Annotated in this window: 15 protein-coding genes and 1 riboswitch; of the genes, 4 read left to right on the forward strand and 11 right to left on the reverse strand. The window is 40.0% G+C overall.

The features are described 5' to 3' along the window. Positions 1 to 106 precede the first annotated feature (106 nt). The 3 genes from CGICJO_RS01695 to cimA are packed head-to-tail and all read left to right on the forward strand — an operon-like array spanning position 107 to position 3,211. Entirely contained in the window at positions 107 to 841 is a 735-nt protein-coding gene (locus tag CGICJO_RS01695) for a 16S rRNA (uracil(1498)-N(3))-methyltransferase (protein WP_486499399.1), read from the forward strand. Between the two features lie 15 nt (positions 842 to 856). Then, complete coding sequence (locus CGICJO_RS01700; protein ID WP_486499400.1) at positions 857 to 1,552, forward strand: 5'-methylthioadenosine/adenosylhomocysteine nucleosidase; 696 nt, start codon at positions 857 to 859, stop codon at positions 1,550 to 1,552. A gap of 57 nt (positions 1,553 to 1,609) precedes the next feature. After that, entirely contained in the window at positions 1,610 to 3,211 is a 1,602-nt protein-coding gene (cimA, locus tag CGICJO_RS01705) for a citramalate synthase (RefSeq protein WP_486499401.1), read from the forward strand. 47 nt (positions 3,212 to 3,258) lie between these two features. Here cimA and CGICJO_RS01710 read toward each other — a convergent pair whose 3' ends face one another. Beyond that, positions 3,259 to 4,437, reverse strand: coding sequence for a cation:proton antiporter (locus CGICJO_RS01710; RefSeq protein ID WP_087378488.1), 1,179 nt, complete (start codon positions 4,435 to 4,437; stop codon positions 3,259 to 3,261). 151 nt (positions 4,438 to 4,588) lie between these two features. Beyond that, positions 4,589 to 4,662, reverse strand: a riboswitch (Fluoride riboswitch). Positions 4,663 to 4,703: 41 nt separating this feature from the next. Beyond that, positions 4,704 to 6,080, reverse strand: coding sequence for a citrate/2-methylcitrate synthase (locus CGICJO_RS01715; protein ID WP_486499982.1), 1,377 nt, complete (start codon positions 6,078 to 6,080; stop codon positions 4,704 to 4,706). A 337-nt stretch (positions 6,081 to 6,417) separates the two neighbouring features. Between CGICJO_RS01715 and CGICJO_RS01720 the strand changes: the two genes are divergently transcribed. Continuing rightward, on the forward strand, positions 6,418 to 6,729 hold the full coding sequence (locus CGICJO_RS01720) for a YbjQ family protein (protein ID WP_486499402.1): 312 nt from the start codon (positions 6,418 to 6,420) through the stop codon (positions 6,727 to 6,729). Positions 6,730 to 6,776: 47 nt separating this feature from the next. On the opposite strand, the gene CGICJO_RS01725 is transcribed toward CGICJO_RS01720, so the two are convergent. The 9 genes from CGICJO_RS01725 to thiE form a co-directional block, all read right to left on the reverse strand. Next, positions 6,777 to 7,427, reverse strand: a complete 651-nt coding sequence (locus tag CGICJO_RS01725; RefSeq protein ID WP_486499403.1) for an LPXTG cell wall anchor domain-containing protein — start codon at positions 7,425 to 7,427, stop codon at positions 6,777 to 6,779. Next, complete coding sequence (locus tag CGICJO_RS01730) at positions 7,424 to 8,272, reverse strand: class C sortase (protein ID WP_486499404.1); 849 nt, start codon at positions 8,270 to 8,272, stop codon at positions 7,424 to 7,426. The genes CGICJO_RS01725 and CGICJO_RS01730 overlap by 4 nt, the downstream gene beginning before the upstream one ends. Further along, a complete protein-coding gene (locus CGICJO_RS01735; RefSeq protein WP_486499405.1) occupies positions 8,262 to 9,122 on the reverse strand; it encodes a class C sortase in 861 nt (286 codons plus the stop codon). Before CGICJO_RS01735 ends, CGICJO_RS01730 begins: the two co-directional genes overlap by 11 nt. Positions 9,123 to 9,220: 98 nt before the next feature. Next, positions 9,221 to 11,089 carry a SpaH/EbpB family LPXTG-anchored major pilin gene (locus CGICJO_RS01740; RefSeq protein ID WP_486499406.1) on the reverse strand — a complete coding sequence of 623 codons (1,869 nt, stop codon included), beginning with the start codon at positions 11,087 to 11,089 and terminating at the stop codon, positions 9,221 to 9,223. 69 nt (positions 11,090 to 11,158) lie between these two features. Next, positions 11,159 to 19,891: a DUF7601 domain-containing protein gene (locus CGICJO_RS01745; protein ID WP_486499407.1), complete on the reverse strand. Its 8,733-nt coding sequence runs from the start codon at positions 19,889 to 19,891 to the stop codon at positions 11,159 to 11,161. 389 nt (positions 19,892 to 20,280) lie between these two features. Beyond that, entirely contained in the window at positions 20,281 to 22,107 is a 1,827-nt protein-coding gene (locus CGICJO_RS01750; RefSeq protein WP_486499408.1) for a DUF885 domain-containing protein, read from the reverse strand. 195 nt (positions 22,108 to 22,302) lie between these two features. After that, entirely contained in the window at positions 22,303 to 23,082 is a 780-nt protein-coding gene (thiD, locus tag CGICJO_RS01755) for a bifunctional hydroxymethylpyrimidine kinase/phosphomethylpyrimidine kinase (protein WP_486499983.1), read from the reverse strand. Then, positions 23,082 to 23,741 carry an HAD family hydrolase gene (locus tag CGICJO_RS01760; RefSeq protein ID WP_486499409.1) on the reverse strand — a complete coding sequence of 220 codons (660 nt, stop codon included), beginning with the start codon at positions 23,739 to 23,741 and terminating at the stop codon, positions 23,082 to 23,084. Before CGICJO_RS01760 ends, thiD begins: the two co-directional genes overlap by 1 nt. Next, a complete protein-coding gene (gene thiE, locus CGICJO_RS01765; protein WP_486499410.1) occupies positions 23,738 to 24,379 on the reverse strand; it encodes a thiamine phosphate synthase in 642 nt (213 codons plus the stop codon). Before thiE ends, CGICJO_RS01760 begins: the two co-directional genes overlap by 4 nt. Between the last annotated feature and the right edge of the window lie 28 nt (positions 24,380 to 24,407).

Here is a 24,407-nt window from a genome sequence, read left to right on the forward strand (position 1 = left end):
ACATTATACACCTTTTGAGATAAAAGGGAAAGAAAGCTCGGTTGCAATTTACTCTCAATTTTGTTATTATATATGTTAGAATTTTCTAAGAAAAGAGGCAGGTTTTATGCCCAGATTTTTTATAGACCGCCCTGTGGACAGGGAAGAAACAAACATTATAATTGACGGAGAGGACGGACGCCATATTGAGCGTTCTCTGAGAATGGCTCAGGGTGAAGAAATAGCCGTCTGCGACTCCAATGAACAGGAGCATTTCTGCAAAATAACATCAATTCAAAACGGCGTTGTAACTGCGGAAATCCTCTACAGCCAGCCCTGCAAAAACGAGGCTTCAATAAAGGTCACACTTTATCAGGCTCTTACAAAAGGCGACAAAATGGACACCATAATCCAAAAGGCAGTTGAACTTGGAGTTTTCAAGATTGTGCCGGTTATTACAAAACGCTGTGTTTCCCGACCCGACCAAAAAAGCCTTATGAAAAAGTGCCGGCGCTGGCAGAAAATCGCCCAGCAGGCGTCAATGCAGTCCCACAGAGGAATTATACCTGAAATCGGCGAACCTCTGGACTTTAAAAAAGCCTTGGAGCAATGCAGAGAAAACAGCAAAAACATATTGTTCTATGAAAAGGGCGGAGAAAAAATTTCCGACTCGGGAATTAAAGATATCGAATCTCTGGGAATTTTCATAGGAAGCGAGGGCGGCTTCGACCCTGAGGAGGTTTCAGAGTTTTTGAAAACAGGTGGAACCACCGCTACCCTTGGAAAAAGAATTTTGCGTGCGGAAACAGCGCCTTTGGCGGCTCTCACAATAATTATGTACGAAACAGGAAATATGGATTGAGAAAGGATTTTTAACATGACAGGAATTATCTGCGCCATGGCTATTGAAGCCGACGGCATTAAAAATATGATGAGCGACATAGAAAAAACAACCGTGGCAAAAATCGAGTTTACAAAGGGAAAAATCCACGGCAAGGACGTTGTTGTGGCTGAATGCGGCATAGGCAAGGTAAATGCCGCCATGTCCACCCAGATTATGATTGATTTATACAAACCCCAGTCCATTGTAAACAGCGGTGTTGCAGGCTCTCTCAGCGAGAAGCTTTCCGTAGGTGACATTGTTATCTCCGACAGGGTTTTACAGCACGACATGGACATAACAGCCCTGGGCGACCCTTTGGGACAGATAAGCTTCAACGATGAACATCTTATCTACATCCCCTCCGACCCGGACGTGACAAACAGACTTCTTTCAGCCTGCAAAAAGCTTGAAAACACAACTGTTTTAACAGGAGCTATAGCCTCCGGCGACAAGTTTATTTCCGATGTTGAGGAAAGACTTAAAATCGGCAAAACCTTTGAAGCAATGGCATGTGAGATGGAGGGCGCATCCGTCGGACAGGTTTGCTACAGAAACGGAGTTCCTTTCTCTATTCTGAGAAGCATTTCCGACGACCTGAAATCCAACGAGGGAACAGACTACATGGAATTTTGCAAATCAGCCGCAGAAAAATCCATAGCGGTTATTGAAGAATACATATCAAATATTTAATTACATTTGCTAAAAACAACTTTTAGAGGAAAAATAAAAATGATAGAGGCGAGATAAATGGACAAAGTTGTAATACTTGATTCCACTCTCCGTGACGGAGCTCAGGGAGAGGGCATTTCATTTTCATTGCAGGACAAGCTTGCTATAGCCACCGCCCTTGACAATTTGGGAATAGATTACATAGAAGCGGGAAACCCTTTTTCAAATCCCAAGGACATGGAATTTTTTGAAATGGTGAAAACCAAGAAAAAATTTAAACATTCCACCCTTGTGGCATTTGGAAGCACAAGGCGCAAGGACAAAACCGTTGAAGAGGACAAAAACATAAAGGCTCTTTTGGATACCGAAACCTCAGCCGTGGCGGTTTTCGGAAAATCATGGCTTCTCCACGTGACGGAAATCCTTGCTACAGACGGTGAAACCAATCTCAGCATGATATACGACACGGTAAAATATCTCAAAGACAAAGGCAAAGAGGTTTTCTTTGACGCAGAGCATTTCTTTGACGGCTACAAGGACAACAAGGAATACGCCGTAAAGGTTTTGCAGACCGCCTACGATGCAGGCGCAGACGCCCTTGTACTCTGCGACACAAACGGCGGAGCTTTCCCCGATGAAATCTTTGAAATCTGTCAGGAAATGAACAGCCTTTTCCCGGATAAAATAGGAATACACACCCACAACGACAGGGGTATGGCTGTTGCCAACACAGTTATGGCGGTAAAAGCCGGAGCTACCCACGTTCAGGGAACATATTTAGGCTTCGGCGAAAGATGCGGCAACGCAAACCTTTCCACCATAATCCCAAATCTCACCATAAAGCTTAACAAAACCTGCATACCCGAGGGAAAACTTTCCAAGATTACTCCCTCCGCCAGAAAGATTGCGGAGATATGCAACATCAGCATAAAGAGAAACGAGCCTTACACAGGAACTGCCGCCTTTGCCCACAAGGCAGGTATGCACGCTGACGGAGTTTTGAAGCTTTCCAGAAGCTTTGAGCATATAAGTCCGGAAACCGTGGGAAACACAAGAAAAATTCTCATGAGCGAAATCACCGGACGTGGCGCAGTTTTGCAGGAGATTAAAAAAATAAATCCTCACATAACAAAGGACAGTCCCGAAACTCTCAAGGTTTTGGAAGAGCTTAAAAAGCTTGAGGCTCAGGGCTATCAGTTCGAGGGTGCGGACAGCTCCTTTGAAATGCTTATCCGCCGCTGTCTGGGAGCTTACAAGAACTTTTTCGAGCTTCTCAATTATAAGATTGTAACAGGCAGACCCTGCGAAGAGGGATGTTCAGCCACCGCCACAGTAAAGGTAAAGGTGGGCGACAAAACCCAGCTTATGGCGGCAGAGGGAAACGGCCCTATCAACGCCTTTGACAAGGCTCTGCGTTTTGCCCTTGAGGTATTTTACCCAAGCCTTGTGAAAATGCGGCTTATCGACTACAAGGTTAGAGTTATGGAGAGCAAAAAAGCCACCGCCGCACCGGTAAGAGTTTTGATAACCTCCACCGACGGCAAGCGTATCTGGACAACAATAGGAGTTTCCGGCGACGTTGTGGACGCCTCAAGACTTGCCCTCACCGAGTCCATAGAGTACAAGCTTATAAAGGACACTGTAGACAACGCAGTCACCCTTATTCCGGTAAATGTTTAAAACAAACGCCATGCAGTTTTTATTTCTGCATGGCGTTTATTGTTTTGTTATTCTTTTTTCAAAAGCTTTTTATAAAGCTTATCAATGCAGATAGCTCCGAAAGGTGCGGTTATAAGTATGGCTATTACCGCAAGGGCTAAAACCTGATTTCCGCAGGCAAGACCCATTGAAAGTGGCACTCCGCCGATTGCCGCCTGTACTGTGGCTTTTGGTGTATAAGCCACCATGCAGAAGCCTCTCTCTTTTTTATCAAGCTTTGTTTTAAGCAGACAGCAGAAAACACCTGCCATTCTGAACATCATAGCGAAAACCACAACGCATACAGACAAAAGTCCCGCAGTTGCCACATAGTTTAAATCGACAGTTGCGCCCACCAGCACAAAGAGCAGAATTTCAGCCGCTACCCACAGCTTGTTATATTTTGAGGAAAGTCGAACCGCCAGCACATTGTACCATTTATAAAGGGCAACGCCCATGCTCATTATAGCCAAAAGTCCCGATATAGGAACTATTCCCTCAAGTTCATTTTGCAGTTCAATAAGCAAAAAGGAAATACTCAAAAAAATCAAAAGCTTTACCGAATCCCTCATGTGGAACTTTTTGAAAAACCATATAAGGGCAAGTCCGCATACAAGACCCAAAGCCACGCCCAAAAGGATTGATATTGGAATTTGAACAAAGGACACGGGAGAAACCTCTCCGCCGCTTTCTATGGATGTAAAGGCTGTAAACAAAACTATTACGAAAACATCGTCAACGGAAGCGCCTGCCAAAATAAGCTGAGGTATACTTTTTTTCACACCGTAGCCCTCTTCCATTATTCTTAACATTCTGGGAACTACAACCGCCGGAGAAACCGCCGCCAGCACGCTTCCCATTATTGCGGCTTCCGTAACAGAAACCCCAAGCAGCGGTACGGCTATTAAAATTACCCCTACAATCTCGAAACATGCAGGCACAAAGCACATCAAAATTGCCGGACGTCCCACCTTTTTCAAATCCTCAATATTCAGCGACAGACCTGCTCTGGTGAGAATTACAACCAGCGCCACCTGCCTTAAATCAGCCGATATTCCCATAATTGACGGGTCAAGAAGATTTAAAGCATAGGGACTTAAAATCATTCCGGTTATTATCATGCCCAGCAGTGAGGGAAGCTTCAATTTATTAAAAATACTTCCCATAAGCAGACCCACAAGAAAAATTAACGCCAAACTTCTCAACATAAAATTTTAACTCCTCTCCTTGGAGGACTCTGCCCTCCAAACCTCCTGCCAAAGGGACGGTGGTCCCTTTGGAATCCCTTTACCGCTCCAGGCAAGCTTTCTGCTTTATACATTATTATAAAACAAAAAAAGCCGACAACTTCTGCGTGGAAATTTCGCAGAAGTCATCAGCAATAATTGCGGTTCGGGATTTATCCCGGGGAGAACTTCATTCCCCTTACCTTTTTATAATAACATATTTATTTATAAATTACAAGATAAAACAATTATCTTTCGTCCATTGTCTTGTACTCATGTCTTGGCTGTACATTTTCATAAGCAGGTCTGATAATCTTGCTTGGATTTACCAGTTCTTCAATTCTATGTGCGCTCCAGCCTGTAACTCTTGCGATTGCAAAAAGCGGTGTATAAAGCTTAAGTGGCAGATTGAGCATACTGTAAACAAAGCCGCTGTACAAATCGATATTTGCAGAAACGCCCTTGAATGTATGTCTGCGCTGGGAAATAAGCTTTTCTGCTGCCTTTTCAACATTCTGATAAAGAGCAAACTCATCCTCTTTGCCCTTTTCCTTGGAAAGGCTCTCAACATAACCCTTGAATACCATTGCACGTGGGTCGCTCTTTGTATAGATTGCGTGACCCATACCGTAAACAAGACCGGTTCTGTCAAATGCTTCCTTATCGAGAATTTTTGAAACAAAGGCTTCAACCTCGTCGTAGTCGTGGAAGTCCTTGACATTTTCCTTGATTTCATCAAACATCTGAACAACCTTAACATTTGCGCCGCCGTGCTTAGGTCCTTTAAGTGAACCCAAAGCCGCCGCAATGGCTGAATATGTGTCTGTGCCTGAACTTGTTACAACGTGTGTTGTAAAGGTGGAGTTGTTACCGCCGCCGTGCTCTGCATGAAGTACCAAAGCCATATCAAGAAGCTTTGCTTCAAGCATTGTGTATGAGCTGTCAGGTCTGAGCATGTGGAGAAAGTTTTCCGCAGTTGAAAGATTAGGCTGAGGAGAATGTATGAACAAGCTCTGATTGTCGTGGTAGTAGTTGTATGCCTGATAGCTGTAAACAGACAAAACAGGGAAAAGTGCAATAAGCTGCAAGCACTGTCTTAACACGTTTTCAATAGAAGTGTCGTCGGCTTTAAGGTCATAGGAATAAAGTGTCAAAACCTCTCTTGAAAGGGCATTCATAATATCACGGCTTGGGGCTTTCATGATTATATCTCTTACAAAGCTGTTTGGAAGAGTTCTGTAGTAACCCAAAAGCTCGTTAAACTTTTTAAGCTGTTCCCTGTTTGGAAGCTCGCCGAAAAGAAGCAAATAGGTTATTTCTTCAAAGCCAAAATGCTTGTCGTTGATAAATCCGTTTACCAAATCGCTTATATTATAACCTCTGTAGAAAAGCTGGCCGTCAATAGGAACTCTTTTGCCGTCCACAACTTCAAAGGCGTTAATTTCTGAAATCTCGGTAAGGCCTGTCAAAACACCTTTACCGTTTTTATCTCTAAGACCTCTCTTTACATCATATTTATTGTAAAGTTCAGGGTCAATCTTTCCGTTTTTCTTACAAAGTTCACTGTATTCTAAAATTTCCGGTATTAAATCGCTGTAGCTGTTCTGCACTGCAATCACTCCCATGAATTTGTTTTTACCATTTGTTATTGTACCACCATATGCAGGAATAATCAATATATTTTTCAATTAAAATTAAATATTTTACAAATACTTGAATTTTCTAAGTTTTTAAAAATAAAAATGAATAAATAAACTCAAAATCCTGCATTCACAGTTTTATTTTACCCTAATTTTCCGTTTTTTACCAAAGTTTCCCTCTTTTATGACTTATAAAAAATAAAATATAATCAAAGCTTATATTATTTTAAAAAACACAGCTATATTTCTCCGCAATATTGACTAAAAATTAAAAAAATGTTATAATCAAACTGTAATTTTTTAACCAAAGGAGGACATACATATGTTATTGGTTACTACAGATTTTATCCCCGGCGTTCAGTTTGAGGCTTTGGGAATTGTTACGGGAAGCACCGTAAGGGCAAAACACATGGGAAAAGATTTTATGGCTTCATTTAGAAACATCGTGGGCGGAGAAGTTACAGAATATACCGAGATGATGAGAGAATCGAGAGAAATCGCAACTCAGAGAATGATAGACGACGCCGCAAGAATTTGTGCTGACGCTATAGTAGGCGTAAGATATACAAGCTCTGAAATTATGCAGGGTTCAGCAGAAATAATGGCTTACGGAACAGCGGTAAGATACAAATAATTATATTTATAAAGAACGCCGGCAGGAAAACCTGCCGGCGAATTTTTTTATTCTGTCTTTTGTCTTTTACCTGCAAACAACATAACACCTATTAAAATAACAGATATTCCGCAGATAAATATCAGCAGCATATTGTTATTGTTTTCCTGTCCTGTCTGAGGAGGCGGAGGAGTAGGCTCAAAGCTTTCTCCTTTTGTCTGGGTTTCAACATCCATTACCCAGTCGCCCTCCGCATTTTTATATGGAACAGATACAAGGAAAGAATTTACCAATCCGTAATCTGCGGAGTCTGTCTGAACAATCAGATATATTCCCATATCCAGATTATCAAATTTAACCACTCCGTTTTTATCGGACTCTGCAGTAATTCCTGCAACACCGTTTTCCTTTGCAACTGCGCTGAGTTTAGAAGCAGCGTTTATATTGTCCTGAGCAGTTTCCAATTTGTTAAAAACCACACCTGAGGACTTAAACTCTTCAGTCAAGGTCCATTCAACAGCATTGCTTCCAAGAGGCACGCCAACCTGATAGCAGGTAAGCTCTACTCCCTCAAAGTCTGTACCCAGGTCGTTTAAATTCACATGGATACTGCCCTTTTCGCCGGTTGCTGCGGCGCTGACACTTACAAAGGAAACAAGCTGACAGAAAATCAACACAGCTGCAAATATCAACTTTTTAAATTTGAAGTTGCTTTTCATTGTTTCCTCCTTTCCCTTTTACGGCAGGGAAAAAGAAGAATCTTCCCCGCTAAAATCAATACTATTATAGAAATTATAAATATTATTTTAAGCATGCCGCTTATGCCCTCTTCGATATGCTCCGGAGTGCTTTCCGCTTCTTCTCCCTCTACAGAGTAAACCCTGTGTCCCGTTACAAGAAGCCTGTAAGAATTTACTCCGTACGGCGTACATGTCACTAAAGTTACCAAATCCTCGCCCTGTTTTATCACAAGACTTTCCGTTTCATTAGGCAATACCGTTTCTATTGAATCAATGCGATATTCAAGTGTCTCACCCATTACTTTTATATAAAAGTAATCCGTAGTATCAAGCTGGTCAAGATTTGTGAAAAGCTCCTTTGACGGCAGTCCGCTGTGAGAAGACAGGATTGCATGTGTGCTTTCTCCGCCAACCGGCAATGAACTTCCGTAAAGGTGACCCGCTCCGCTTTCCAAAACAGATGCTGAGGTGCCGTGATAAATGGGTATATTTACATCTATTTTCGGTATGTTTATATATCCCATTATTCCGTCGCCGCCCGGATTTAAAAGTTCGTTATATTCTTCATCGGCTTTATATGCAGTTGAAAAAGCGTCGGTAATTCCGGTTTGACTTTGGGCAAGCCGCTGGTTGTATTCATTTGCCAAAGTGATAATCTCGGCTTTCTCATCCTCCGACATATTTTGTACTATGGATTCGTAATTGTTAATTACCCGGCTTTCGCTTCCTTTATTTACCCATTGACTTACAAAAGGATAGTTTATAATCATCAGCCCCACAAGTACAAACAGAAATAAAATTCTCTTTCTTGTGCTATCCTTCATATTTTTTCCTCCATGAACGGAGCTTAAAGAAAATCATAAGCAAAATAAGGAAAATTATCAAGCCCACAATTACTCCGTAAAAATATTGTCTCATCCATTGGCTTCCGGTTTTTTTCTCTGTTTCCTGGGAAACCGCCTCTGCCTCTTCGTAAGGGATTCTCTCTCCCCTTACCAAAAGTCTGTGAGAATTTACACCATATGGTGTACAGGTTACAAGAGTAGCATAATCTTTGTCGTGATAAATTGAAAGTTCTGAAACGTCATCAGGCTCGGTAATCTTTATCTGGTCAACCTGATATGCCAAAACCTCATCCAGAACATATATGTAGAATATGTCGCCTTCCTCCAATAATTCAAGGTCTGTGAAAAGTTTCTTTCCCGGCAGTCCTGTATGTGCAGACATAACCGTGTGTGTTCCCTCTCCGCCCATTGGCATTGAGGTATATTCAAGATGACCTACGCCGCTTTCCAGAACTTCTGCGCTTGTGCCGTGATAAATACTTAGCCTCACATCTATAGCAGGTATGTACAAAAATCCCATAACTCCGTCGCCGTTTAAATTAAGCAGAGAATTATATGGCTCTGCCTGTGCGTTTCTGATTGCGTCAGGGTCAAACGGGTCGGTAAGCACAACATTGGCATTTAAAAGGCTCTTATTATATTCTACTACTTTTTGTTTTTCCTCTTCTACCGCTCTGTCCCCTTGATTTTCCACATCCGTCACATAATCTGTTATAACCTCGTCCTGACGAAGCTCATAAAGATAATTGCTGACAAACGGATATGCCGCAAGACATATGCCTATGGCGACAACAAAAACAGTAATTGTCACCCTTACGGATTTTTTCATTTAAGGGGATCAGTCCTTTCTGCCAGTGTACAGGGAGCATAAAAACTCCCTGTACCTTTCAATTATTTGCGGATTTTTAATTTATTTTATTCCTTAAATTATGCTCTCTTTTTACGTGTAATAACATAGAATGTTACGCCGCCGCCGATTACAAGAACACCAAGGATTGCGAATATCCATGCGCCCATTCCGCCTGTTTCAGGAAGCTTGAAGCCGGAGGTATTGTTAATTATAAATGTAACAGCTGTTGCAGGATTTGTCAATGTTGCTGCCTCATCATTAACTGTTGAACCATTAGAAAGAAGTCCAGAAAGAAGTCCTGTGTATTCGTCAGTGTCTGTTGCATCAAAAGCAGGAACAAGCTTAACTTTTACAGGATTCTGGAGTTTGTTGTAGCCTGTTGATGTTGCAGTTTCTTTCAAATAGAGGTCAACGCCTGTAGGAACACCCTTTATGTAGAGCTTGCTGTTTCCGTCAAGCTTAAGTTCTGTTGCCTCTCCGGAACCGCTGTATACATAATTTCCGTTATCTCCTGTAACTACAACACCCTGTGTGCAAGCTTCATCCATATAGAGTTTAAATCTAACTTTTTCTGCCAAATCATTTTTCTGAGCATTGTCAAACAGCTTGTTTGCTTCCATACCGAAGATAAATTCTTTTACTTCTTTCCATGTTGTATCAATTTCATGGCTCTGTCCTGCCTGGAATGTAAGCTTAACCTTGTTTGGGTTACCTTCTACTCCCACAACTGCACCAGAATTTACTGTAGCTGTGTAGTAAACGTAAACTTCACCGTCACTCATAGATTTTGCAAGATTTGTAAGCTTTTCAAGACCCTTATCTGTGAATGTTACTGTAAATGCGCTTCCTTTTGCATATGAGTCAGAGCCGGTAGTTGCGCCTATATTATTTATATCTACTTTAGTCACTGTATAATCAGTATCAAATGTGTAATTCTGAGCTGTACCTGTTTTATTATCTGTGATTACAATATTTTCAGCAGAGAACTCCGGAAGTGTAAGACCCTTGCTTATTGCGTCGGTGATTACATATTTGTCAATATCAATAGCTGTATTATCTTTACTGTCTGTAAGGTCAGGAACCTTTGATATAAATTTAAACTCTACAACATCGTTAACATTTGTTACGTCAGTATCATTGAGAACTTCTCCGTCAGCATATCCAAGTGTTCCGTCATAGGAGCGAACAATCTTCTTGTCGATATCAGCTGTACCTGTTACGTTCTTTGCTGTTGCATTGATTTCTGCAAGCCATTTATCAGCTGTATCATCATAGATAGGAGCAGAAACAACGTAAGGAGCCTGCTTTCTTGTGATTGTTATCCAATTCCAATTTCCTTCTGCGTCTTTAATTTCTGCCTCTGCAACGCTTGATTCAACTACAAGATAAAGACCATATTCTTGTTCTGTAAAAGTAGCAAGACCGTTATCATTTGTAGTTTTTGTATTATCGTCTGTAATATTGTAGCCCAATTCATCATTATAACCTTCAGGGAATGTCTTCATAAGGGCTTCATTTATTTCTTTGTAGTCCTTAACAAGAACGTATTCTCCGTCCTTTGTTACGGTGTAGTCACCGATAAGTCCTATAGTTTTTGCCAATGAATCTGAAATACCATATGCCATAAGGGTATCAGTTCCATCCTGTACCTGGAAGATATCACCAATCTTCCAAATGCTGAAATCTACTCCTCTTACAGGTGCATTTGTATCTGCCTGTGCAGGATCAGAATTATCAACCTCAACGTACTTGCTGATATTGATTGTAGCAGTATCAGGAGCAGCAGCTCCTATAAGGCTTTTGTAATAGGCTGTGTCTGCGATTGTTACATCAGCCTCATTCAAAGGTTTTGCGGCTGCGGACGCTGTCATTGAGAAGCATCCTACTGCCAATGCCGCTGTCATAAAGAAAGCAATCAGTTTTTTAAACAGTTTATTTGTCTTCATTTTTTACACCTTTCTTTCAAAAATTTTGTTTTTATTCTATTAAGCAGATGTCCTCTAATCTGCATAATATTAAAGCTTTGATTTTGCCTTACGGCGTTTTCTGTCTTCTCTTATTACATAGAAGAATGCTACGAGAATAAGAGCTGATACTCCTAAAATACCCGGATTAAAGAATCCGCTTCCGCCTGTTGTCGGGATTTCAAGGGATGCATTGTTTCCGATTGTGTATGTTATTTCGGCGTAGTAATATAGTCCGTTTATCTCTGTATCATACAACGGATTTTCGCCCTTAGTATCACTTCCAAGCGGCAGATATACTTCTATAGGATTGATAAGCTTGTTATAACCGTCTGCGGAACTAAGCTCTGTAATCTTATAATTCACATTAAGGTCAAGCTTGTCGAATACAGCAACACCGTCAACTCCGTCAGCTCCGGTTACTTTTCTTTCTACTTCTTCCCAGCTTTCAGTTCCTGTGGCTGAATCATTTACCTTTTTCTCCAGGAGGAAAGTAGCTCCGTTAAGCTTTTTATCATTCTCATCAACCTTATTGATTGTTATCTTGCCAAATCGCTTATTGGTAAAAAGTACGTAATCCATATCGGCAGGCTTGCTGTTAGGAATAGTTACCGAGGCGGTATTTCCCTCTGTTTCCGTTCCGTTGTTTACCTTATAGAAAGCTGTATATTTTCCGGAATTTTCGGTTATAGTATAGGTTTTACCCTTCTTCAAACCATAGATTACAATATACTGATTATCGGAAAGTTCAAAGTTTGTTTTTCCCGAAGCAATTACCATCTGACCTTGCTCTGCAAGCTCATCCTGCACTGCAGCTCCGTTACCCTTATTATACTTTTTATAATAAAGATTGATATTGTCCATATCTCCGGAAATTGTGAAAATAAACTTATCATTTACAACAGCTCCGTCAACATACTTTTCAACCACCTTTTCAATCCTAAGCTCTGTAAGCTCATTGGTGATTGAGTATGCATTTTCTTTCGTCGGGTCTGTATTATCCTTATTCAATTCAGTATCACCGTCAGTTGGATATGCATTTTCAGATGTTTCTACTATTCTGTAGATTGTCTGCTTAGCGTCTCCCTCTCCGGTAGTTGCTGAACCCGGCATAACCTTTGGAACAAAGTTCCATACTGCGTGCCATGCTATGTCCTCATAGCAAGCCGGCAGGTCACTTTGGTCAACATCATCAGGTTCACCATTTAAAGTAACCTTTGCAGGTGTATTAAATGAAGTCCACTGACCGGCTGTATCCTGATACTGAAGCTCAAAGGTAACAGGTGAAATCATATCAATCGGAGTTATTTCTCCGTATGTATCCTCCCAATTCTTTGTGGCTTCAAGCTCAATGGTTATCATATGGTTTGTTACAGATGAGGTATAAAGGTTATTCTCTGCATCAGGCTGAGTATCTTCGTCATAAATAGCCTTATAGATATCTCTGTAGATTTCCTCATTATTTATGACTATGCTGTTGTAAACTTCTCTTGCACAATACTCAAACTTCACAATATCATAACCTGTGTTGTCCTCATTAGGTAAAACACCCAATACCGGAAGATTAGTAACTGTATTGCTCTTGTTATCCTCGCTGTTTTCACCGGTAATTGTTATGGCAGCAGCATTGCTTCCATATTTAAAGTTTTCCCAGGAACTGCTTGGGTCGTTCTTGTCTTTATATTGTATATTAAAGACAATCTTCCATCCGTCACCGTTTGGTTCTCTTGTACCATAAATATTCTCGGCGTCATCCACCCAAGTTTTCTCAGCCTTAAGATTTGTTTCGCCATACAGGTTAACAAAAGTGCTTTCCTTTTTGGTATTTCCATCATAGAAGTTAATATATGGGTAAATAGATTTATCCGTTGTACTATCCTGTGTATTTGTATACACTGACCTTAGTCCTGCAACGTGGATATTATCAAGAATTTCTTCACTGGAAACAACAGGTTCAAAAATATTTAATGCAGTTTCCTCATAAATATAATGGATTGTATCCTTAAGAATATATGACTGTGTATCAAGATAAAAACCTATTCTTGAAACGTCTGGATAATCTTTTCCCTTTTTATTATAAAGTTTAAATGTCGGTGTGAATTCCTCATAATAAACGGTAGTATTTGAAGAATTTATAAAGCTGAGTTTACTTTCAATCATATAATATTTGAGATAGTAAACATTGCCGTTATACATAACCGTCACAGGAAGATGTTCAGCAAATATACTGCTTGCCGCATCCTTCGCTCCCAAAGTTGCGCCGTTATTTATTGTGACGCTTCTGGTTTCCTGTACGTTGTATGCACTAAGAATATCTTTAAATTCTGAAGAGGTAACAGTTTTCCACAAATCAGGATTATTATACTGTTCAGCATCCGGAGCTGTTCCGTCAGATTCTGCCTGAACTCCCGCAACATATAATGTTGAATCAAGCTTTATATTATATCCTGTTTTATTTGTTGAATTCTGAAAGTCGCCGATATCTTTTCTCCAGTTCTTCCACATAGTATATGAGGTTTCAACACTGTTTTTAAACAATTTTGAAATTGCATTTCCCATTGTGTTGTAACTATTTGTTCCCTTTGAATATGTGAACTGGACACCATCGGAGCCTATAGCTATGTTGTAGCCATTTAAACCTGTGTCAATCTCAGTTATTTTGTACTTCCACGGCATACTGTTAGGCGCATAAATCTCCAATCCCTCAAGCTGGAACAGCCAATATTTGGATGTTGCAAAATCACCTGTGCCTGTCCAGTCGGCAGAATTTCCGGAGGCTGATATTACTGAAATATCTAAGTTTTTAACCATCTCTATAGATGTGTTATCAATGGTTATATTTTCATTTGCAGGATTATTGCTAATACTGTTTATCTCATTCCAATTATCGGGCATAGTTACTGTAAATGTGCCTATTTTTGTTTCAGAAATAGCGTTTCCCTGTCCTGACTGAGCGTCTGCGCTTCTGTATATTTCAAAAGTTAGAGTTTTAGGTCTTGAACCGTTTGTATTGTTATTGTCAACCCACTCTTTTCCGAAATACAGTGCAGCGTCATCACCTGTGTTGTACACGTTTTTAAATGTAGCCCAGTTTGTAAGATTGCTGTTCGGGTGTGCAGGTGGATCAGGAATAGTTCCATCATCGTTATTCTTTATAGGAATAAGTCCGTCAACCTCTACTATACCGTCTTTATTGTCGTCAGTTACAGTGTATTTTCCGTTTGCATCCTGTGCCAAAAGTCCATTGCCTGCGGTCATATCGTAACCGCCCTGCATAAGCTTATTAGCATTTTCGGCAACTTTATAGGTATAATAGTTTCCGTTCGGCGCATAAATCGGTAGGTCTTTAAATGTTATATCGGCAACTCCGTTTACAAAGTCTTTGTAGTCCATTTTCATAACTTGTATGAAATGCGGGTCGGAAACAACATTTCCTTCATCGTTTTTATATGTTCGTGTAAGGGCAAAATAGATTGTCGGCTTTTCCTCGTCGTCATTAAACGGCGTTGTATCAAGCCATTTTCTTACACTTACACTTCCCAGCTGAGGATTATAACCGTTTGTGATAGCGTAGTTATTTATTACAGGCTGTTTAAATACAAGTTTAATGTCATTTGCATCTGAACCGTTCAAGCCTATAACCTCTTCACGAAGTCTGTAAATATGGAGCTCACCGTTATCATCATACTTAGGAAGTCTTCCTTGGTCTTCCCCAACAGGTTCAGCCACCAAATTACCTTCACTATCTATGCTATTGGTATTTTCACCATCGTAAGAAATCATAAAGTGATATTCACCTTTAACAAGCTGTTTTGACCAGTCGTTCACTGTAAGCGTTGCTATCGGAGTTTCTTGGTTTAAATCTTCGTCATTTCCCGGGTCTGTATCCTCTATAAACTGATAGATAGAAAACTTTACTTCCGGAAGATATGCCTGCAAAAATCCTGATGGAAGATTTGCCCATATCTTTTTACCGTCTATGGTTACATTTGCGGCAATTTTATTTACGAACATTCCTCTTTCTTTCAGCAGGTAAACTTTTTCGCCGTTTTCTACATACTCTCTAAGCAATGTTTTATCTTTTTCTGTAGACAGCAGGCCGCCGTATTCGGTACCTATATCACGGTATTCTTCCCAGTTAGGATGTTCCTCATCAATTACCGAATTATCGGAAGGGTCTTCCCAGTACTTATATTCAACCTCAGTATAGTCAAATATTTCTTTATTGATTCTCATTTTCTCTCGGGCATAATAGAAAATTTCATATCCCAAAGAGTCATATTTAGGCATCGAACCGAAGTTACAGGTTGAATAGTTTACATCATTATGGAAACTCCACTTACTATCCAAATAGATGTTCTCTATTTTTTCAACCACATTACCCTCTTCATCTTTCACATGAATTACTCTGTAAAGATACAAGTATATGTCAGGACGTTCACCGTTTTTATAGCGATAAGCATCTTTCCATTCTTTTCTGAAAAAGATTTCTTTGCTTCCTGACAAACCATTAGTAACTGCAACTCCCTGTTTGTCATTTTTATGATGACCTTCTGAAAGCTCATAGCTTACCTGATAAGAGTTTGAATTATACTCTGTATCTATAATTCCATTAGCTTTTAATTCATCTAAAGAATAATACTCATTTTTAGCTTCATCATAGACATACTCAGTAACCTGATAACTTACAAGTGTTCCAAACTCATCATATTTTGGAAGATTCCAGAAATAGTATGTGGAGTTTGCTGTTTCTTTTGAAACATCCTGAACTGCTGAAACATAATTGTTGTTGTTATCTTTAATAGGTTCTTTTTCATTTACCATGGTAACTGTATTTTCTTCGTAATCAATATCGCCCTTATCTTCGTATCCGGGAGCAAACTCCAATTTCAAAACAAGCTTGTATCCCAGATTTTTAAGTTCAGATATAAACTTCTTACGTGTCTCGTTAGAAATATATTCATCCTCACCGTCAACCCAGTTTTTCTCAACGGTAATATCTATATTTCCCAGACGTCTGTTGGAAACAGTATAGAAATTAAGATTTTCCAGCTGAACCATCATATATGTAGCTTCATATTTATGATAGTCTGTTTCATATTGTATAAATGGAGAATCCTCGTTTATTCCATTTTGTATATTGAAAATTGTTTTAATACTTCCTGGGTCCATTGGATTTCCTTCTTGGTCAAAGTAGTCTATCCTAACGTTTCCTACTTGTGTTTCAAGAACAAGTAATTTTTTGTCTTTATACTTCGCATTAAGATTAACCCGCTTCCACCAGTTATCCTGAGCTGTAATCACCTGTTTTGCGATTTCCGTAAAGCTTCCGTCATCTTCCTGGCAGTATATAGTGTAGGTTACATCTTCTCTGTGCTGTGCGTCACCATCGTCTATCCAGCGTTTACGCAGATAAATCTTAAATATATCTACAACAGGAGGGCTGTTGGTGATAACTGTGGTTATTATTCCTTTATCATCAGTTGTTGTGGAATAATCTGTATACCAGTTTCCATGTGTTTCCTCAAGAAGAATATAGTCATATGGATGTCCGTCTTTATCATATCTGTCCAGCTCTGTAAAGTGAGCTTTCCAAGGCTCTGTTTCCTGAACATAGCCCGCAAGAAAATGGTTTCCTGTTCCATCTGCAAATATATAAAGCGGTGTAGGTTCTTCATCCACATTTCCGTCGATTTCAAAGTTTCTCTGACTTATGGTTCTTAAAGGATATCTTGTGGAATCGTACCCTGCCCTATAGAGCATAAGTTCAACAGGTGTTCTCTGTTCTATAGGTATTTCATCGCTCCATTCCTTTATTGCGATAACCTCTGTCTTATCTTCAATCTTATTAAGAATAGACGTGTGATACACACCAGCCTCTGTTTTATCTATTGACAACGTGGAATTATAATAAACTTCATATCCATTTTGATTAAGGATAAAACTTCCGTCAGGGTTCAATAGGTTGGTATCATTGTTTTCTCCTTGATATATTTCCTCTTCAACCCATCTGTATTCCAGTTCACGTCCGAAGTTATCATACTTCGACATACTCTGTGAGTAACTTTGTTCAAGATTTTCAGCGATGAAGTTGTCCATTTCATGGGTTATTTCTGTATCAACCCAGTTGTCTTCATCTCCTTGATCTGCATCAACCGGTCTGCACTGAAGTTTTAAAACAACCCTTACATCTGTCAATGCGCTCTGGAAAGCGGCTGCGTCCCAAATTTTTTCAACCGATGTCGTTACATTTCCGATAAGTATATTACTTACAGTTCCTCCGTTATAAATACTGTTGTCGAAACCGTCTCTTTCGGTCTGGTCATAAAGAAGAGTATCCTTTATTGTTCCGTCAGGCTGAACGCTTCCGTATACAACCTTATATTTTGATACACCTTCTCCGCTCATATACTCTCTTGTGAAGTATATATAGGGATAACCTTCCTTATCGTATTTAGGCAGATAACCTTCTTTTATTCCTGCAATCGGATTAAACATTTCTTCAAAAGATATTTGCTGTGTATCTTCTGTACTGTTTGCCTCAATAACAAAGGTTGCAGTCTGTTTATCTGTTTTATCTTTTACAGGTGTTGCTGACTGATACAGAGTAGAAAGGTCATCGCCAGGTCTATACGCAACACGCCAAAGCTGGAACTCAAGCCTTGGTCTTGTACTGCTGTCCGCTTCGTCGTGCCATTCTTTAGTTGCGTTATACTCTCTATATCCTGTTCTTGTGAGGATGAGCAAACCGCCTGTATGTACTCGTTCTGTATCTGTTCCGAAGTTGGAAACCAAGTCGTTTTCAACTGTTTCCAAAAGATAGTCATCACCTGGAAGAAGGTCTTCTCCGTTGTAAATAAGACTTTCTATCTTTTTAGATTCTTCGCCCTCTTCAGGTCTGTCTATGTAATACAAAATTTCTGAACCGTCAAGATTGTACATAGGAAGATGTTTTACTGTAAAGGTATTTGTTCCCTTAAATGTATTTGTATCGTAATCCCATTCTCCCCAAACAATATCATTTCGACTTGTCAAATCACTTATAGCTGAATGATCTTCTACAAGCTCTCCATCTACATAAACATTTGTAACATAGTAGAAGTGGTACAAATCAGCAATAACCTCATCTATACCATACATAGCCTGCTGTCCATGTCTTACTTCAATGTCTATGCTGTAATCCATGGATTTTGAGAAATACCAGCCAAAATTTTCGCCTGAACTAGGCCACTGATCTACAGTATTTTCATTTACATCAACGTAATAATATTGATCTCTGTAGAGCTCTGTATCAAGGGTGTAATCCCATGTAAGTTTTATATTTTCATATGTCTTATCCTCAACAGTAATTTTTGCTGCTGACGGAAGACCTGAACTAGCAACATTAAACACATAATGATTTGTTCCGCCCAAATCTGTAACTGTCACTTTGCTTTTATCAACACCAAGCTCAGCTAAGGTTCTTGTGAACGTTCCTATATGCTCCTCATTGTTCTCTGTATATGTGTATGTAGCGGTAAACTTTACGTTGTTATAAAGCTGTTCCTTTACATCATCCACATCGGGTCTTACATTATTGGAATTATTATTGTCTATCCAATAAATATCCTGTTCTTCAGCCTGTGAGTTATATGCTGTAAATTTAATTAAAACTCCGTTTTCATCAATGTCATAGTCGTCTGCCAACAAAGACACATCGGAGTTATTCTCAGCGTTTGAAACTGCCTGTGAAGATTCCTCTGTAGGTTCTGTCTGAGCTGTTTCCTCTGTTGCAGGCTCTGTAACCTCTTCCGTTGTAATCTCTTCAGTTGTTTCGGCAGTCTCTTCTTCAGTCGGCTCAGGAATCTTTTCCAAAGAAATCTGACCATTTATTTTTGAAATATCGTCGATGTTTTCAACTTCCTTTTCAAATGTAATAACCAGATTGCCGTTTTCTAATTTGTACAAAGCAAAAGGCTCTGTGTTGCCTTCAACTAAAAGATAATTTGTAACAACAGATTTCTCAGCTTCAGACTCTTCCGCATTTTCAGCTTCTGCCGGCTCAGCATCGATCTTCTCTGATTTAATCTGCCATTCCTCACCTACGGCAATTACAGCTGTATCTCCTTCCATAGGAGGGAATTTGTCCTTGCTTTCGTTAAATGAAAACTGAACTGTCTTTTCGTTTTCGCCGTTGTCTGTCTGTGACACTGTGAACTGTTCTGTTCTTTCAGACCACTCAACAGTTTGTCTTGCAGGAAGCTGTATTTCCAGACTTCTTACAGTTCCGTCCTCAAGTGTTTGAATATCCCACTTTGACTTTTGTTCCTCAAAGGTCAGAGCTTTTCTCATAAGATTTATCTTTATCATTATTCTACCAAACAATGACTGGATATTCTCCACCTGCTCGGTATAATCACAGAACACAACCTCAACTACTTGAGATTTCACAGTATATTCTGCAATCTTTTCTCCTTTCACCTCGGTTTTTATATCACCAAAAGATGCTGAGGATTCGCTGTAAATTGCCACCGCTTCCTGTGTATCTTCAGCGGTGAAAATATCTGACGGCAGACTAAAGCTGAATTTATCCCCCGGGTTCACCTTATAGTCACCCTGAGGATTTTCAACCATAAAATCCAAGCTCAGATTATACGCAAGCTCATCCTGAGTTTCCTCCATACCGGCTATAGAGAATACGAGATTGTTATTTCCGGATATATCCTTTACGGCTATGGTTTGTTGTTTGTCACTATTATCCGGCTCATCGACAGCAGCTGCAATACTAAGACTTTCAAAAGCCAAAACAAAGCACAAAAAAGCACTTAAAGCTTTTTTATAGGTTTATATCAAGCAATATCATACAAAAGAATTCAAAAACCCTTCGAGAGATCCCTTTAATTTTTATAATAATATTGTTTTACAATTCTTTTACAAGAGATACTTCCAATTCAAAAAGTTTGTTAAACCATTTTTTTACATTCGCTTTTTTTGCATAATTGAAATATTAAAATATATCAGTAAATTATAGACTTATCAGAATTGATTGTACTAAATAGCAAAAAAACTTTTCAAAATTTCTATAAATACACCAAAAAACAATTTTGTATATTAATCAAAAATAAAAAGCGTTTAAAATTCATTGAAATCAACGAATTCTAAACGCTTTTAAATACTATTTTATAAAATTCAATTTATGCTGCTGCAAACTGTTTTGAGGATATATATTCCTCTACGTTTTGTTCAACTACGTTAAAGGGCACTGAACCGCTTTTTAGGATTGCCTCGTGGAAAGACTTATCGTCAAACTTTGAACCTAACGCCTGTTGTGCGTCCTCTCTCAGCTGGTAAAACTCCAAAAAGCCTATATAATATGGCAGGAATATTCCAGAATTGTATACAAGCTGGTCATACACAGGCTGCAGGGTTTCCGCATCATTTACGGAATATCCCAGCTCTGCTGCCATTTCCTCCAATGTCATGCCGTGATAGTTTACCTGTATATCAAGATATGCTACTGTAAAATAGTCGTACATATTGTAAAGTCTTAAAAAGTTCAGGTCATCATCGGAAATACCCTCAACATCGGAAAGATATTGCAGGCTGTATAACTCAACATATGTTGCATAACCCTCTGTATATCCGGTAAATCCACAGAGAATATTTGCCCATGGGCTTAAATTCTCGTAAGAATAGGCAGTCTGATACATATGTCCCGGAACACCCTCATGAGCTATTGTGGTAAAGGTGCTTGCCGAGGACACATCGCTTTGGGAGCTTGTATTTACTCGTATTTTCATAGGTGAAGATTGGTCAAGGGCAGGAATAACAAAGTACGCCGCAACTCCCTCAACCTCCATATCCTCTTCCAGCGGGTCGGCAACATAGTCCGGAAAATCTATTGCAGGGAAATCCTCCTGGTATCTTCCCTTTAAATACTCTATTATTTCTTCATAGCTGCTAAAGCCTGTTGTTATATCCTCTCCCAAAGTTGTGGCAAGCTGGGGATTTTCATATATAATCATCTGAAGCTGATACAGAATCTGCTGTCTGAGGCTGTTCAGCTCTCTTACAATATCGTCGATATCCTCGTCCACACTTGTCTGTGAATAAAACAGAGCTTCGTAATATTCCTGACCGTACTCAAGCTCCCAAATACTTCTGGGCTGAACGCTTTCATCTATGCTTTTCATCTCGTCGATTATACTCTGATATGCAGGTATAATGCATTCGTTGTAAACCTCGGTAATCTCTTTTGTATACCGGTCAAGCTGTTCCTCGGTCAAATCAACCTTTTTAATATTATTAAGCATTCCATGAAGCATGGAGCAATCCTCGCCCTGGTCGATTATATCCTGACAGTAGTCGGTAACCTCCTGGGCGTCTCCAGTCCATTCCTTTCTGCTCACCTGAATTTCTGTGTAATCTATCAGTGAATCAATATAGGCGGGAATGTCCCTGATAATCTCTATTAAATCCTTTATATCCTGTTCCGAACGGAAATCCCATTCTGATAAAACACTGGGCAGCTGGGCTTGTATTCCACTAATTGACTCAAATGCGCAGCCGTAATATCTGAACTCATCCTGGCTGAGCCTTAAAGAAGATTCGATATAAAATTCCAGATAATAATAAATCGCCTGCATATCATTCGACAAGGTTTTCGGATTGTATCTCTTCAGCTCAGATTTCATATATTCAAGTGATTCCTTACTTTCCTCCCATGTGCTGTCGTCAAAATGAGGGGACAATTCCAAAGGACAAAGGCTTTTATCAACGCCGTAATCCTCCGGATTTTCCATCATAATATGTGTGGTCATATATGAGCTTTCGGCGGATTCCACAGCCATTGTTTCCACCAGCTCTTCAAACTCCTCCTGAGTTCCCTGGTTAAGCAAAACATCTGTAATCATTCCGGTCATACCTATCAGATTGCACCCGGAAAAACCAAAAGCCATTATCACACAGAGAAGCAGAGCCAAAGCCTTTTTAAAAGCTTCCCTCGAGATTTTTTTCTTCAATAAAATCAACCCTTTCCTTATAATCACGCAATACCTATACAGTTATAAATAATTATATCATCATTTTGCCGAAAAACAACAAAAATCTCAGTCTTACAATAATTATTTAGTAAATCTTCACAGAATATACAGACTAACTTCAAATAAAAAAACAGCGCCGTTTCCGACGCTGCAAATATGTATTAAATTTTAAAATCACAAAAGATAATTGTGCATAAGGGGGCCGCTGCCTTTGCCTAAGTCGAAGTTTACTTTCAAAGCTCCTGTTATGTATTCCTTGGCGCATTTTACGCTTTCTTCAAGGCTTTTTCCTGCGGCAAGGTTACAGGCTATGGCTGAGGAAAGTGTACATCCTGTTCCGTGGGTGTTTGGATTGTCTATTCTCTCACCGGGGAACACATAAAACTTGCCGTCACCATAGAGCAAATCGTCTGCGGTATCCTCAAGGTGTCCGCCTTTAACCAAAACATTTGCCCCTGTCATTTCGTTTATTTTAACAGCTGCATTTTTCATATCCTCGTGGCTCTTTATTTCAAAGCCGCAGAGAGCCTGAGCCTCGTGGAGGTTCGGGGTTATAACTCTGCCCAATGGCAAAAGCTCATTTATAAGCATCTGAGAAGCGTCCTCGGACATCAAACGGCTTCCGCTGGTGGAAATCATAACCGGGTCAACCACAATATTTTCCGCCTTGTACTCTCTAAGCTTATCGGCAATCACCTTTATAATGTCTTTATTTGAAACCATGCCGATTTTCACGCTGTCAGGTCTTATATCGTTGAACACGCAGTCAATCTGCTGGACTACAAACTCGGGAGTTGCCTCCATAACGCCGTAAACACCTGTGGTATTCTGAGCGGTCAAAGCTGTGATAACGCTCATGGCGTACATTTTATGAACGGTAATTGTCTTTATATCAGCCTGAATACCGGCTCCTCCGCTGCAATCGGAACCGGCGATGGTCAATACTTTTTTTATCATTTTATCAAATCCAATTCATCAAAAGATTTTAAATACAGGTCGGAAAGCTTCACAAGCTCCGGCTGATTTTCATGGGAACAGCTGTCATATACGCAAGCGACTTTAAAACCGGCTTTTTTTGCGGTCTGCGCCGCATGGAGAGCGTCCTCAAAAACCCATGTTGTTTTAATATCGGTTTTGAGAATTTCCAAAGCTTTATAAAAGATTTCCGGACTGTCCTTTCCTGTCTTTATGTCATCGCCGCAAAGAACTGCGCAAAAGCAATCATAAATCCCGTTTCTTTTCAGTGCCGGAACTATAAGCTCTCTGTCGGTGGCGGTTGCCACGCACATTTTTATTTTCATACTTGAAAATTTATTTAAAAGCTCTTTTACGCCCGGCTTCATTTCCGCCTGATTTTCATAAAATTCTCTTATTATATCGTTGGTTTCCGAGATAATTCTATCTGTGGACAAATCCAAACCGTAATGAGTTCTGTAATAGTCCGCCGCCTGGGAAACCGTGCAGGTTTTTAGCTTTTGGCTAAGTCCCTCTTCCGGTGTAATTCCCTTTGACATGAGGTATCTTTCCGCCAAGCCTTCCCACACCCTCATGGAATTTAAAAGAGTTCCGTCTACGTCGAAAATTGCTCCGGTTATTTCACTGGGGAAATTCATCCTTTTACCACTTCCGAAACAAGTCTTTTAAGATTTTCTGCGGCTTCCTTTGGGTTTTCCTTGCCGTAAATTGCGGAAACCACCGCCACTCCGTCTATTCCTGTTCCTTTAAGCTGTGAAACATTTTCGGAACTGATTCCGCCTATGGCAACCACCGGAATATCTACCGCTTTGATTATAGCCTTTAAAATTTCGTGGTCAAGAGGTTTTGCGTCCTCTTTTGTGGAGGTTGAGAAAACCGCTCCAACTCCCAAATAGTCAGCGCCGGCGATTTGTGCCGCCATTGCCTGTTCCACTGTTCTTGCGGAAACTCCTATTATTTTATCCTTGCCAAGCTTTTCCCTTACCGCTCCGGCTTCCATGTCCTTTTGTCCCACATGAACGCCGTCGGCTCCGCTTTCTATGCAGATTTCCACATTGTCATTTATAAGCAGCGGAACTCCGTATTTATGGCAAAGCTCTTTCATCTCTTTGGCTTCTTCCAAAAACTCCTCAAAACTCAGGTGCTTTTCCCTGAGCTGAACCAAAGTAACGCCGCCCTTTAAGCTTTCCTCCACCTGCAGCAAAAGAGTTTTTCCGTGGAGGTTTCCCCTGTCGGTGACTCCGTAAAGCAGCATGGTTTCCTTTGATATACTCATTGTGTACCTCCGTATGTAAATAAATAAT

It is taken from the genome of Candidatus Limousia pullorum (genome assembly GCF_057405065.1).